Origin of the sequence: Billgrantia pellis (assembly GCF_008297955.1) — a bacterium.
GTDB classification, from domain to species: Bacteria; Pseudomonadota; Gammaproteobacteria; order Pseudomonadales; family Halomonadaceae; genus Halomonas; species Halomonas pellis.
On sequence record NZ_VTPY01000001.1, the window covers coordinates 196,445 to 209,453 of the forward strand.

At 64.7% G+C, this 13,009-nt stretch carries 12 protein-coding genes and 1 tRNA gene; 6 read left to right on the plus strand and 7 right to left on the minus strand.

Features of this window, described 5'->3' with window-relative positions:
• Nucleotides 1-52: 52 nt before the first annotated feature.
• The 6 genes from murC to lpxC all read left to right on the plus strand — a co-directional run bounded on the left by murC (nt 53) and on the right by lpxC (nt 6,819).
• Entirely contained in the window at nt 53-1,465 is a 1,413-nt protein-coding gene (gene murC / locus F0A17_RS00985; RefSeq protein WP_149326947.1) for a UDP-N-acetylmuramate--L-alanine ligase, read from the plus strand.
• Nucleotides 1,462-2,391, plus strand: coding sequence for a D-alanine--D-alanine ligase (locus F0A17_RS00990; RefSeq protein WP_149326480.1), 930 nt, complete (start codon nt 1,462-1,464; stop codon nt 2,389-2,391). The genes murC and F0A17_RS00990 overlap by 4 nt, the downstream gene beginning before the upstream one ends.
• Nucleotides 2,388-3,110 (plus strand): cell division protein FtsQ/DivIB, encoded by a 723-nt coding sequence (locus tag F0A17_RS00995; RefSeq protein ID WP_149326481.1) that lies wholly within the window; start codon nt 2,388-2,390, stop codon nt 3,108-3,110. Before F0A17_RS00990 ends, F0A17_RS00995 begins: the two co-directional genes overlap by 4 nt.
• A 197-nt stretch (nt 3,111-3,307) precedes the next feature.
• A complete protein-coding gene (gene ftsA / locus F0A17_RS01000; protein WP_149326482.1) occupies nt 3,308-4,594 on the plus strand; it encodes a cell division protein FtsA in 1,287 nt (428 codons plus the stop codon).
• 33 nt (nt 4,595-4,627) lie between these two features.
• On the plus strand, nt 4,628-5,797 hold the full coding sequence (gene ftsZ, locus F0A17_RS01005) for a cell division protein FtsZ (RefSeq protein ID WP_149326483.1): 1,170 nt from the start codon (nt 4,628-4,630) through the stop codon (nt 5,795-5,797).
• Between the two features lie 110 nt (nt 5,798-5,907).
• Nucleotides 5,908-6,819 carry a UDP-3-O-acyl-N-acetylglucosamine deacetylase gene (gene lpxC / locus F0A17_RS01010; protein WP_149326484.1) on the plus strand — a complete coding sequence of 304 codons (912 nt, stop codon included), beginning with the start codon at nt 5,908-5,910 and terminating at the stop codon, nt 6,817-6,819.
• Nucleotides 6,820-6,901: 82 nt separating this feature from the next.
• Here lpxC and bioA read toward each other — a convergent pair whose 3' ends face one another.
• From bioA to bioB, 7 genes are all read right to left on the minus strand, one after another.
• The gene (gene bioA / locus F0A17_RS01015) at nt 6,902-8,170 is read right to left on the minus strand and encodes an adenosylmethionine--8-amino-7-oxononanoate transaminase (protein ID WP_149326485.1); all 1,269 of its coding nucleotides are present in this window, start codon (nt 8,168-8,170) and stop codon (nt 6,902-6,904) included.
• A 159-nt stretch (nt 8,171-8,329) separates the two neighbouring features.
• Nucleotides 8,330-8,414 (minus strand) — tRNA-Leu (locus F0A17_RS01020).
• Nucleotides 8,415-8,458: 44 nt separating this feature from the next.
• Nucleotides 8,459-9,160 carry a dethiobiotin synthase gene (gene bioD / locus F0A17_RS01025; RefSeq protein ID WP_149326486.1) on the minus strand — a complete coding sequence of 234 codons (702 nt, stop codon included), beginning with the start codon at nt 9,158-9,160 and terminating at the stop codon, nt 8,459-8,461.
• A complete protein-coding gene (locus F0A17_RS01030; RefSeq protein ID WP_149326487.1) occupies nt 9,157-9,963 on the minus strand; it encodes a methyltransferase domain-containing protein in 807 nt (268 codons plus the stop codon). The genes bioD and F0A17_RS01030 overlap by 4 nt, the downstream gene beginning before the upstream one ends.
• Nucleotides 9,960-10,694 carry an alpha/beta fold hydrolase gene (locus tag F0A17_RS01035; protein ID WP_149326488.1) on the minus strand — a complete coding sequence of 245 codons (735 nt, stop codon included), beginning with the start codon at nt 10,692-10,694 and terminating at the stop codon, nt 9,960-9,962. Before F0A17_RS01035 ends, F0A17_RS01030 begins: the two co-directional genes overlap by 4 nt.
• Complete coding sequence (gene bioF, locus F0A17_RS01040; protein ID WP_149326489.1) at nt 10,691-11,845, minus strand: 8-amino-7-oxononanoate synthase; 1,155 nt, start codon at nt 11,843-11,845, stop codon at nt 10,691-10,693. The genes F0A17_RS01035 and bioF overlap by 4 nt, the downstream gene beginning before the upstream one ends.
• A 4-nt stretch (nt 11,846-11,849) precedes the next feature.
• Entirely contained in the window at nt 11,850-12,950 is a 1,101-nt protein-coding gene (gene bioB, locus F0A17_RS01045) for a biotin synthase BioB (protein ID WP_187774581.1), read from the minus strand.
• Nucleotides 12,951-13,009: the final 59 nt, after the last annotated feature.

The window sequence follows — 13,009 nt, forward strand, 5'->3', positions numbered from 1 at the left end:
GAGACCGGTTCCCGGTCAGGCAACGTTGCCTCGCCACGGGCGGGGCCTGGGCATGCGCCGCATACGGCACATTCATTTCGTCGGCATCGGCGGCGCCGGCATGTGCGGTATCGCCGAGGTCCTGGCCAACCAGGGCTACCGGGTCAGTGGCAGCGATCTGAAGGCGTCGCCGGTGGTGGGCCGGTTGCGCGAACACGGCATTCGCGTCGCCATCGGCCACGCCCACGGAAACGTGGCGGGTGCCGATGTGGTCGTAGTCTCCACCGCCGTGGATTCGTCGAACCCCGAGATTCGCTGGGCGCAGGAGCATCGCGTACCGGTGGTGCGTCGAGCCGAGATGCTCGCCGAGCTGATGCGTTTCCGTCATGGCATCGCCGTGGCCGGTACGCATGGCAAAACCACCACCACCAGCCTGACCGCCACGCTGCTGGCGGAGGGAGGGCTCGACCCGACCTTCGTCATCGGCGGCAAGCTCACCAGCGCCGGCACCAACGCTCGACTGGGCGAGGGCGACTATCTGGTTGCCGAGGCCGACGAGTCGGATGCTTCGTTCCTCCACCTGCAACCGATGGTGTCCATCGTCACCAACATCGACGCCGATCATATGAGCACTTACGGCGGCGATTTCGAGCGACTCAAGGGCACCTTCGTCGAGTTTCTGCACAATTTGCCCTTCTATGGCCTGGCCATTCTCTGCATCGACGACGAACATGTCCGCGGTCTGCTGGATCGCGTGCATCGCCAGTTCGTCACTTACGGCTTCAGCGAGGACGCCGACTATCGCGTCGCGGAATTCACCCAGCAGGCCGGCGAGGTGCGTTTTACCGCGCTGCGACCGGATGGACTGGCCCCGCTGGCAGTGCGCCTGGCCATGCCTGGGCGTCATAATGCGCTCAATGCGCTGGCTGCGATCGCCGTGGCGACCGATGCGGGAGTCGACGATGCCGCCATCTTGCGTGGCCTGGCCAGTTTCGCCGGCGTTGGGCGCCGCTTTCAGGTGCATGGTCATTTTGCCCCTCCCGATGGTAGCGGGGAGGTCATGCTGGTCGACGACTACGGCCACCATCCGCGCGAGGTCGAGATGGTGATTCGCGCGGTGCGTGCCGGTTGGCCGGAGCGCCGACTGGTGATGGTGTATCAGCCCCATCGCTACACTCGCACGCGAGACCTCTACGAAGATTTCGTGCGCGTGCTGGCCGAGGTCGACGTCCTGCTGTTGCTCGACGTCTACAGCGCCGGCGAGTCATCGATACCGGGCGCCGACGGGAAGACCCTGGCGGGCTCGATTCGACAGCGCGGGTCGCTCGATCCGATCTTCGTGCGTGACAAATCGGAATTGCCGAGTCTGCTATCCACCGTCTTGCGCGCCGACGACATACTCATTACCCAGGGCGCGGGGGACGTGGGCGGCATTGCACTGGCCCTGGCCGAGAGCCGGCTGAATCTCGACGAGGTGGCATTATGAGACAGGCACAGCATTTCGGGCGCGTCGCGGTGCTCTATGGCGGCGATTCCGCCGAGCGCGACGTCTCTCTCAAGAGCGGGGCGGCGGTGTTCGCGGCACTGGAACGTAGCGGTATCGACGTGGTTGGCTACGATCCGTCCGAAGGCGGCCTGGTCGGACTCGAGGCGCTGGCTCCCGATCGCGTGTTCATCGCCCTGCACGGTCGCGGCGGCGAGGACGGCAGCCTGCAAGGGGCTCTCGAACTGCTTGGCATACCCTATACCGGCAGCGGCGTGCTGGCCTCGGCGCTGGGCATGGACAAACAGCGGACCAAGCAGATCTGGCGAGCCGTCGGGCTGCCGACGCCGGAGGCCGTGACATTGAGCGACGATGCCGTTTGGGATGACGTCGTTTCACGGCTGGGGCTGCCGCTGATCGTCAAGCCGGTCCATGAAGGATCGACACTGGGCATCAGCATCGTCGACAACCGCGACGCTCTCGAGGCCGCCTATCGCGAAGCGGCCCGCTTCGACGCCCGTGTCATGGCCGAGCGTTACATCCGCGGCGAGGAGTATACCGTCTCGCTGCTGGGCGACCGCGTGCTGCCCGCCATTCGCGTCGAGGTGCCGAGCGGCTTCTACGACTACGAGGCCAAATACCTTTCCGACGACACGCGCTACCATCTGCCCTGTGGGCTCGAGGCGGCGCAGGAGGCGGCGCTTGGCGAGCTGTGTCGCCAAGCCTTCGAATCCATCGGCGGCGAAGATTGGGGGCGAGTCGACGTGATGCGCGATGCCGAGGGGCGCTTCTGGCTGATCGAGGTCAATACTTCGCCGGGCATGACCGATCACAGCCTGGTGCCGCAGGCCGCCGCACATGCCGGCATCGGGTTCGACGAACTGGTGCTGCGCATTCTCGCGACGACGCTGGAGAGCCGCCGGGTATGACAGCGCGTGGCCCCACGCTCGGTGTCCTCCTGCTATTGATCTTGTTGGGTGCGGGGGGGCGGGCCCTATGGACCTGGCTCGATCGCCCCATCGAACGAGTCTCGATTCGCGGCGAGCTCCAGCATGTCAGCGCGGATTACCTGCGCTCCCAATTGGCGCCGCTGCTGCAGGGCGAAACCTGGCTGTCGGCGGATCTGCCCGCGCTTCGCCGGCGTGCGCGCGACATCCCTTGGCTTGCCGAGGTCAGGGTGGCGCGCGAGTGGCCCTATGCGCTGGCTTTCGAGCTGGTCGAGCAAATCCCGGTGGCACGCTGGAACGACGATTATCTGCTCAACGCCGAAGGTGAACCGTTCGCCTTCGCGCCGGTCGAGCCGCCGGGGGGGCTACCCGACCTGGCCGGGCCGATCGGCAGCGGGGCCGAGGTTCTGGCCTATCTTGACCGACTGTCGCCGCGATTCGAGTCGCTGGGGTTGGCGATCAGCCAACTGCGGCTCGAACCACGCGGTGCCTGGCGGTTCCAGCTCGACGACAGCGTCTGGGTCATGCTCGGGCGCAACGATCGCGAAGCGCGCCTGGCGCGCCTGACGGCAGCCTGGCGGCGCCAGCTCGGTCCCCAGTCCACGCATATTCGTTACATCGACCTGCGCTATCCCAATGGCGTGGCCGTGGCCTGGCATGGCGAAACAGAAGTCGAGGAGAACGACGAGGGGACAGGCTGAAACGTTTTGTCACGCAAACAATTCGATAAGCGGTATCATCGGTGTTTCCTTTGCCGTCGATAACCCGTATCGTGATCTGTGTTTTCCGTATTGGACTGGTGGTTTAACGCCAGTTCTTTCTATAATGGGCGCAATGACCATTTATAGCAGAATAATGGTAGTCCCAGCGGGTCAAGTTTCAGGAGACACTCCGTCGCATGGCAGTCACTTCCAACTCATCCAATATGGTAGTCGGGCTGGATATCGGAACATCCAAAGTGGTGGCCATCGTCGGACAAGCCACCGATGACGGCAGCATCGAAATCGCCGGCATCGGATCCCATCCTTCACGCGGGATGAAGAAAGGCGTGGTGATCAATATCGAATCGACGGTACAGTCGATTCAGCGTGCCGTCGAAGAAGCCGAACTGATGGCCGGCTGTGATATTCATTCGGTCTATGTTGGCGTGGCGGGAAGCCATATCAGTTCGATGAACTCGGATGGCGTAGTGGCGATTAAAGAGCGCGAGGTCACCCCCTCGGACATTGATAGAGTCATCGATTCCGCCCGAGCCCGTGCGATTTCCGAGGGGCAACGTGTCCTGCACGTGCTTCCCCAGGAATTCGCCATCGATACCCAGGGCGGCATTCGCGAGCCGCTGGGCATGTCGGGTGTGCGTCTTGAGGCGCGCGTTCACCTCGTCACGGCCGCCCTCAATGCGGTTCAGAATATCGACAAGTGCGTGCGCCGCTGCGGCCTCGAAGTCGATGCCATCATCCTCGAACAGCTCGCCTCCAGCATGGCCGTGCTGACCGAGGACGAGCGCGAACTCGGCGTCTGCATGGTCGACATCGGCGGCGGCACCACCGATATCGCGGTCTTTACCGAGGGGGCTATTCGCCACACGGCAGTCATACCCATTGCCGGCGATCAGGTCACCAACGACATTGCCATGGCGCTGCGCACCCCGACCCAATACGCCGAGGAGATCAAGGTCAAGTACGCTTGCGCCCTGACACAGCTCGCGGCGAGCGACGAAATGATCAAGGTGCCCAGCGTCGGCGACCGGCCTTCCCGCGATCTATCGCGGCAGGCCCTTGCCGAGGTGGTCGAGCCGCGCTACGAGGAGCTGTTCACGCTCATCCGCGACGAGCTGCGGCGCAGTGGGTACGAAGACCTGGTGGCGGCCGGCGTGGTGCTGACCGGCGGTACCTCACGCATGGAGGGGGTGGTCGAGCTGGCTGAGGAGATCTTCCACATGCCGGTGCGCATCGCCTGTCCCCACAACGTGCGCGGACTCTCCGACGTGGTGCGCAACCCAATTTATTCCACCGGCGTCGGTTTGCTACATTACGCCCTTCAGGAAGCGCGCCAGGGGCATGGCCGCAAGAGCGGGGTGGCAGCGGCACCGCCACCCAGGCGTGATGACGTCTCCCAGCGTGGTGGATGGGAAGGGATTCCGGCGCTGGCAAAACTCAAGAGCTGGTTGAAAGGAAATTTTTGACAGGGCCGCGGCGCGGTCCAGGAGACGGGGCTTATGTTCGAACTGGTAGATAGCGCACCCTCGAGCAGTGCGGTCATCAAGGTCGTTGGCGTGGGCGGCGGCGGCGGTAATGCCGTCAACCACATGGTCGAGAGTAATATCGAAGGCGTGGAGTTCATCTGCGCCAACACGGATGCCCAGGCCCTCAAGCGTGTGGCCGCCAAGACGGTGCTCCAGCTCGGCAACGAGATCACCAAAGGGCTTGGTGCCGGGGCCAATCCCGACGTGGGACGACAGGCGGCCATGGAGGACCGTGAGCGCATCGCCGAGCTGATCAGCGGTGCCGACATGGTCTTCATCACCGCCGGCATGGGAGGCGGCACCGGTACCGGGGGGGCTCCCGTGGTTGCTCAGGTGGCCAAGGAGCTAGGTATCCTCACCGTGGCCGTGGTGACGCGTCCGTTCCCCTTCGAAGGGCCCAAGCGCATGCGCGTGGCCGAGGAGGGCATGAAAGAGCTCTCCGAGCATGTCGACTCGCTCATTACTATTCCCAACGAAAAACTGCTCTCGGTGTTGGGCAAGAACGCCAGTCTGCTGACCGCGTTCAGTGCCGCCAATGACGTGCTGTTGGGAGCGGTACAGGGTATTGCCGAGCTGATCACCAGCCCCGGCATCATCAACGTCGACTTCGCCGACGTGCGCACCGTGATGTCCGAGATGGGCATGGCGATGATGGGCACAGGCGGTGCCACCGGCGAAAATCGGGCTCGTGAGGCCGCTGAGAAGGCGATCCGTAGCCCGCTGCTGGAGGATATCGACCTTCACGGCGCACGCGGCATTCTGGTCAATATCACCGCAGGGCCGGATCTTTCCATCGGCGAGTTCAATGATGTCGGGGCGACGGTGCAGGAGTTTGCCTCCCAGGATGCTACCATCGTCGTAGGCACGTCGATCGACATGGACATGACCGACGAACTGCGTGTGACGGTAGTGGCGGCAGGGCTGGAAGGACGCCAGGTCAAAGCGGCGGGCCGCGAAACCGTCAAGCGCAACGAGGGTAGCGAGTACCGTCAGCGTCCGCAGCCGGCCCTGCGTCAGCAGAGCGCCGTGCCCAAGTCCGAGCCCCAGGAAGCTGTCAAACCGCAACCGGAGAAGCGCCGATCGCCTCAGGAACTGGACGATTATCTGGACATCCCGGCCTTCCTGCGTCGTCAGGCTGATTGATAAAAGCTATTGCGCGATTGGGCGGGGCCAGAGATGTTTTTTTGTTGAAACACTTGTTCGGTGTTATAGTGAACGGTGTTTGATAACATACAACCGCCTGGCTACTGCCCATGATCAGACAACGCACCCTGCAAAACACCATCCGCGCCACCGGCGTTGGCCTCCATTCCGGCAAGAAGGTCTACTTGACGCTGCGTCCGGCTCCGGTGAACACGGGTATCGTGTTCGTGCGCACTGACCTCGACCCCGAGGTCCAAGTGCCGGCGAGTGCCATGCTGGTCAACGATACGACCCTATGTACTGCGCTGTCGCGTGATGGGGTCAAGGTCGCGACCGTCGAGCACCTGATGTCCGCGCTGGCGGGCCTGGGCATCGACAACGCTTACGTCGATCTCAGCGCCCCCGAGGTGCCGATCATGGATGGCAGTGCCGGTCCCTTCGTCTTTCTGATCCAGTCGGCGGGTATCGCCGAACAGGAAGCGCCCAAGCAGTTCATCCGCATCAAGCGTGAGGTCGTGGTGCAGGAAGACGGCAAAGAAGCTCGCTTCCTGCCGCACCAGGGCTTCAAGGTATCGTTTGCCATCGAGTTCGATCATCCGGTCTTCGAGGAGCAGAAGCAGACTGCCGTGGTGGATTTCTCGACCACTTCCTTCGTCAAGGAAGTGTCGCGTGCGAGAACCTTCGGTTTCATGCGTGATCTCGAATATCTGCGGGCCAACAATCTGGCGCTCGGAGGCAGCCTGGACAATGCCATCGTGGTCGACGACTACCGCATCGTTAACGAGGGTGGGCTGCGCTACGAGGACGAGTTCGTCAAACACAAGGTGCTCGACGCCATCGGCGACCTCTACCTGCTCGGCTATAGTCTGATCGGCGAGTTCCGCGGCCTGAAGTCGGGACATGCGCTGAACAACCAGTTGTGTCGGGCTCTGCTGGCCCAGCCCGATGCCTACGAAATCGTCACCTTCGAGAACGATCGTGAGCTGGCGCCGATCTCTTATGCCCAGCCGGCCATGGCCTGACGACGCAGCGAGCTGTGAAAATGCCTCGTGACGACAGCGCCGCCTTCGGGCGGCGCTGTCGCGTTCAACGCCGGAACGTTTCTTATTTCAGAAACCAGGCCTTCATCGTGCGTGTGATCAGACGCATGTCCGCCTCGGGCGTGATGTAGGCCGGCATGGTATAGAGCCAGCGCCCGAAGGGGCGCAGCCAGACGCCACGGCGATGGGCGAATGCCGCGACGCCCCCGAGGTGGGCGGCATCCGTCACTTCGATTACCGCGGTGGCTCCCAGCACCCGGACGTCCACTACCTGAGGGTGATGTCGCAGCGTGCGGACGTCCAGCAGCTCTTCGCACAGCACCCGGTTGAGGTCGGCGATCTTCTCCAGATAGTTCTCCTCCTCGAACACGGCGAGGCTCTCCAGCGCTACGCGGCAGGCCAGTGGGTTGCCCATGAAGGTGGGGCCATGCATGAAGGCGTGCTGTGCCGTGTCGCCGTTGAAGGCATCATGCACCCGGTCGGTGGCGAGCGTTGCCGCGTGGCCCAGGTAGCCGCCGGTCAGACCCTTGGAGAGCACCATGATGTCCGGCGTTACCCCGGCGTGGTCGGCGGCGAACAGCTTGCCGGTACGGCCGAATCCGGTGGCGACTTCATCGAATACCAGCAGTACGTCGTATTCGTCGCAGAGTTCCCGTGCACCCTTCAGGTAGAGCGGCGAGGTCATGTTGAGGCCGCCGGCGGCTTGCAGCAGCGGCTCCATCAGCAGCGCGGCAATGTCGAGGTGATGCCGTTCGAGTACGTTGCGCAGGGCAGCCAGGTCCCTTGCGACCTCGTCGGGAGCGGCATCATAGGCAGCCCTGGGCGCCGGGGCGAAGTGGTGACGCGGCAGGTAGCCGGAAAACAGACTATGCATGCCCTCTTCGGGGTCGCATACCGCCATGCAGCCGCTGGTATCTCCATGGTAGGCCTTCATCAGCGACAGCAGGCGATGCTTTTCGGGCTTGCCGCGCAGGTGGTGATACTGCACCGCCATCTTCATGGCGACCTCCATGCCCACCGAGCCGCTGTCGGAGAAGAAAACATGGTTGAGTCCCGCTGGCGTGATCCTGACCAGTTCCCGGGCCAGGCGGTCGGCGGGCTCGTGCGTGAGCCCACCCAGCATCACATGGCACAGGACGTCGGCCTGCGCCTTGATGGCGTTCACCAGGCGTGGGTGCGAGTAGCCGTGAATCATGCACCACCAGGAGCAGGTGGCATCGAGCAGCGTCTCGCCGCTCTCCAGGGTAAAACGCGGGCCTTCGCCGCCGACGACCTTGGGAGCGACCGGCTGGGTGAGCAGGTGAGCATAGGGATGCCAGACGGGGGATGTCATCGTGCCTCCGAATCGGACGAGGAGAAGAGTTCGAAAGAGGAAAGGCGCACGATTTCACAGCGGCAGCGTGGCGCTATCGCGGATGGGAACGCAGAAATCAATGGCGAAGGGATAAGCCGTGGCGAAGATGCCACGAAGGTGGGCAAGCGCGAGCCGTGATGGTGCGGATGGGGAGACTTGAACTCCCACGCCCGAAGGCACCAGAACCTAAATCTGGCGTGTCTACCAATTCCACCACATCCGCAGGGCTGGGCAGGCGTCCACATTGTACGGACCCTCGGTCGCAAGTCAATCGCCTTCGGGTAGCTTGAGATGTGCAACAGCGGCTTCGGGGCGCCTGGCCGGGGTCACCCGGCTCAGGCGTGGTACCACGCCCAGGCATGGCGCATCGAGGGTGTGCTGAAGCGTGGCCAGGTTGTCGGCATAGAGCGAGGCGTCACGGGCGAAGTCGGCTGCCAGCAGGTTACCGACCCAGCCGGCAAGTCTTGCCCCATCCGCGCGTATGGCCTCGGCCGTCAGGCGAGCGTGGTTGAGACAGCCGAGCCTGAGACCGACCACGAGGATCACCGGCAGGTCGAGATGTGTGGCCAGTCCAGAAATGTCCTCGCTGCCGTTGAGCGGTACGCGCCAGCCCCCGGCACCCTCCACCAGGATGAGGTCACGCGGCTCTTCCAGCAGCGGGGCAACCTGCTCGCCAAGCTGGGCGAGACCGATGTTCACGCCTGCCTGGCGGGCTGCCAGGTGTGGAGCGATGGCCGGCTCGAAGGCAAAGGGGTTGATCGTCTCGTAGGCCGGTGCCGGTACGCTGCGCGCCATCAGCGCGAGGGCATCGTCGTTGCGCAGGCCGGCCTCGGTACGCCGGCACCCCGAGGCGATGGGCTTGAGCCCCAGGGTGCTCAGGCCGCGCGAGCGGGCCAGTGCCAATAGCCCAGCGGTCACCAGGGTCTTGCCGGCATCGGTATCGGTACCGGTGACGAAATAACGCGTCATGCTTCCGCTTCCTTGTCGAGAATGAGGGTAAGACGTCGATAGCTGACCGGTAGCCCTGCTGGCTCGCGCAGTGCTTCGAAGCATCGCTGGGCCCGGGCCAGGTCGGAACGGGTCAGGCGCGTGGCGGGGCGTGGAGTCTGGGCACCGATCCCCTTGATCGAATCCATGACCGCCGCCAGGTCGGGATAGAAGAAGCGCTCGGTGACCTCGTGGCAGTGAACATGGATGAAGCCGGCCAGGCGTGCGCAGGTCAGGTGTCGCTCTCGCGAGCGAAAGTCGAGCAGGGCCTGGGGCGACGACCAGGCTTGGGCGATCTCGCTCAGCGTGCCGGGACCCAGCGTGTTGATCACCGCACGACCGCCGGGACGCAGCACCCGATGAAGTTCCGTCATCACGGCATCGAGATCCGGGCACCACTGGATGGCCAGGTTGGAGAACACCAGATCCAACTGGCCGTCGGCCAGGGGCAGGGCGGCAGCGTCTGCACACAGCCAGTCGACATTGGCGGGTGTTTCGCGGCGAGCGGCCTCGAGCATGCCAGGGGCCAGGTCGAGACCGAACACGCGACAATCCAGGTCGAACCGTGCTGCCAAACGCCGGCTCCAATGGCCGGGGCCGCAGCCCAAATCGAGCACGCGACTTGCCTGAGTCGGGAGCAAGGACCAGAGCGACTCGCCCATCCGCTGCTGCGCCTTGGCCAGGCGTGTGTAGCGTTCCGATGAGCGCGAGAAGGCGCGAGCCACTTGCCGGCGCCAGGCGCTGGCTTCGCAGGGGGCGGTGGCGTATCTCAGGGCCAATGTCATGGAGCGGCCTCGCCGGCTCCCGGTAAAGAAGCGATATCGCAAAGCAGCATGATTAGCTGATTCGCCAAGGCATCCGGTCGCGTCAACATCGGGCAGTGACCGTTGTCGGCGAGGAGCAGGTCAGCCTCCCGTTGGGCTGTCTGGCCTGCCAGCCTGTCCCGCTCGCCGATCATGCGACGGACCGGGCAGGGCGGTGCCCCGAGCGGCTCGGAGAGATCGAGTTGCGCCAGCCAGTCGAGGCCCAAGGCCAGCGTTTCATACGAAGCGCTGGGGTGACGACCCATCAAGCCGAGCAGACGGCGATGGGCCGAGCGCGAAGAAGGCTCCCCCTGTAGCTGCCAGCGCAGGAAGTGTTGCCAGGTGGCATGGGGCTCGCGTTCGAAGGCTCGGCGAAAGGTAGCCAATTCCGCTGGCGTTACGCCGTCTTCGCTGCAGAAGCGGTATCCGGCTCCTATCAGTATCAGAGCGCGAGGTGCCGGCAGGTGCGCCAGCAATGCGCCGGCAAGCAGGCCGCCGAGCGACCAGCCGACCCAGACGGCATTATCCGGCAGGTCATGGCGCATTGCGCTTGCCAGCTCGGCCAGCGTCGCCGGTGCCGCTTCGCCGACGCGGTTGCCGTAGCCCGGCCAGTCGGGAGCGCGCACCTCGACGCCTGACGGCCAGTAAGGGGTAAGCGGCTGCCAGATCCTGGCATCGATGCCCCAGCCCGAGAGCAGTACGAGCTGGGTCATGGCGCTTCCTCCCGCTGTAGGCGTGAGAGGTTTTCCAGCAGCCGGTCCAGCGCCGCCCGATCGTGCTTGGCGCAAAGGGTAATGCGTAGCCGGGCCTCGCCGCGTGGCACGGTGGGAGGCCGAATGGCGCCGACCGCCAGGCCCGCCTCATGCAGATCGGCGGCCCAGTGCATGACCCGCTCGGTGTCGGCCAGCATGAGCGGCTGGATGGGCGTGAACGAATCGGCCAACGGTAGCCCGAGCAGGGCCGCCTCATGGCGGAAGTAGCCGATGGCGTCACGCAGGCGCTCGCGACGCTCCGGTTCGCTGGCTAGTATGTCGAGCGATGCAAGGGTGGCGGCGGCCACGCCGGGCGGCTGGGCGGTGGTAAAGACATAGGGACGGGCGAACTGGATCAGATGCTCGGTCAGCGCCTCGCTGCCGGCAACGAAGGCGCCTCCGGTCCCCAGCGCCTTGCCCAGGGTGCCCACCAGTATCGGGACGCGCTCGACATCATGGGCACGGCCAACGCAGCCGTCGCCGTGAGCGCCGAGCACCCCCAGGCCATGGGCATCGTCGATCATCAGCCAGGCGTCGTGCCGGGCGCTGAGGTCCGCCAGTGCGCCGACATTGGCGACGTCGCCGTCCATGCTGAACACACCATCGCTGACCACGAGCTTGGCTGCCTTGGCCGGTGTCCGGGCGAGCAGGCGCTCGAGATCGTCGTGGTCACGATGATGAAAGCGCCGCGAGCGGGCTCCCGACAGCTTGGCGCCGTCGAGCAGCGAGGCGTGGTTGAGACGGTCCTGAAAGACGTGTGTGGCATCGTCGCACAGGGCTTGCAGCGTCCCAAGGTTGGCCATGTAGCCGGTGGAGAAGAGCAGCGCACGGGGACGTCCGACGAGTTCGGCCAAGCGCCGCTCGAGGACGTCATGCACTTCCAGATGGCCGCTGACCAGGTGCGAAGCCGCTGCCCCGCTACCAAAGCGGCGTGCCCCTTCCGCCTGGGCCTCGGCCAGTCGAGGGTCATTGGCCAGGCCAAGGTAGTCGTTGCCGGCAAAGTCGACCAGATCGGTGCCGCGCGTGCGTCGTTCGCGCCACAGGCCTTGGCCACGGCGCTCGGCCGCGGCCTCGGCGAGGCGCTGGGGCCACGCGGTCGAAAGCGTCGACATCGGCTCAGGCCTGGGTCGCGTCGTAGGCCAGCGCCGCGCTGCGGGCCTGCTGCGACTGGTGCGCCACGGCAGTCTCGAGTGCGGCCTGCTGCGCATCGTCGCCATGACAGGTGCTGCGCCGCTCGGGATGCAGGCCGAGCTTGGCGAACAGGGCCTTGTCGCGAGCGGCCTGAGGGTTGCCGGTAGTCAACAGCTTGTCGCCGTAGAAGATGGAGTTGGCCCCGGCGAGGAAGGCCAGCGCCTGGGTCGACTCGTTCATCTGCTCGCGACCCGCGGAGAGACGCACGTGGCTGGCTGGCATCAATATGCGTGCCACGGCGATGGCGCGTATTAACTCGATGGGGTCGAGATCTTCCACATCCTCCAGTGGCGTGCCGGGCACCTTGACCAGCATGTTGATCGGCACCGACTCGGGATGCGGATCGAGCCTGGCCAACTGCTGCAGCAGGGCGGCGCGATCGCGGGGGGCCTCGCCCATGCCGAGAATGCCGCCCGAGCAGACCTTCATGCCTGCCTCGCGAACGTTGGCCAGGGTCTCCAGGCGATCGGCATAGGTGCGGGTGGTGATGATCTCGCCATAGTATTCCGGCGAGGTGTCGAGATTGTGGTTGTAGTAATCGAGGCCGGCCTCGGCCAGACGGCTTGCCTGGTCCGCGTCGACCATGCCCAGCGTCATGCAGGTCTCGAGACCCAATGCCTTGACCTGGCGCACCATCTCCATCACCACGGTCAGGTCTTTCTCGCGCGGGCTGCGCCAAGCAGCACCCATGCAGAAGCGACTGGCGCCAGCCTCTTGGGCGGCCTTGGCCTGGGCGACCACCTTCTCGATCTCGAGCAGTTTTTCCTTGTCCAGGCCGGTGGCGTAGTGGCCCGATTGAGGGCAATACTTGCAGTCCTCCGGGCAGGCGCCGGTCTTGATCGACAGCAGCGTGGACACCTGCACGGCATTGGCATCGAAGTGGGCCCGGTGGACCTGCTGGGCTCGGAACAGCAAATCGTTGAAAGGGAGCGCGAAGAGCGCCTCGATCTCGGCCAGCGACCAGTCGTGACGGATCATGGCCTGACGGGACACATCGTACGTATTGGCGTGCTGGGCGTCGGGCATAGGGGCCTCGCTTGTTGTCAACCTAATGAAGACGTTGGGTTGACTGGCGAGGTTACGCG

Coding starts and splice junctions, on each gene's coding strand:
- murC (WP_149326947.1), top strand. CDS start 53: ATGCGCCGCATACGGCACATTCATTTCGTCGGCATCGGCGGCGCCGGC.
- F0A17_RS00990 (WP_149326480.1), top strand. CDS start 1,462: ATGAGACAGGCACAGCATTTCGGGCGCGTCGCGGTGCTCTATGGCGGC.
- F0A17_RS00995 (WP_149326481.1), top strand. CDS start 2,388: ATGACAGCGCGTGGCCCCACGCTCGGTGTCCTCCTGCTATTGATCTTG.
- ftsA (WP_149326482.1), top strand. CDS start 3,308: ATGGCAGTCACTTCCAACTCATCCAATATGGTAGTCGGGCTGGATATC.
- ftsZ (WP_149326483.1), top strand. CDS start 4,628: ATGTTCGAACTGGTAGATAGCGCACCCTCGAGCAGTGCGGTCATCAAG.
- lpxC (WP_149326484.1), top strand. CDS start 5,908: ATGATCAGACAACGCACCCTGCAAAACACCATCCGCGCCACCGGCGTT.
- bioA (WP_149326485.1), bottom strand. CDS start 8,170: ATGACATCCCCCGTCTGGCATCCCTATGCTCACCTGCTCACCCAGCCG.
- bioD (WP_149326486.1), bottom strand. CDS start 9,160: ATGACGCGTTATTTCGTCACCGGTACCGATACCGATGCCGGCAAGACC.
- F0A17_RS01030 (WP_149326487.1), bottom strand. CDS start 9,963: ATGACATTGGCCCTGAGATACGCCACCGCCCCCTGCGAAGCCAGCGCC.
- F0A17_RS01035 (WP_149326488.1), bottom strand. CDS start 10,694: ATGACCCAGCTCGTACTGCTCTCGGGCTGGGGCATCGATGCCAGGATC.
- bioF (WP_149326489.1), bottom strand. CDS start 11,845: ATGTCGACGCTTTCGACCGCGTGGCCCCAGCGCCTCGCCGAGGCCGCG.
- bioB (WP_187774581.1), bottom strand. CDS start 12,950: ATGCCCGACGCCCAGCACGCCAATACGTACGATGTGTCCCGTCAGGCC.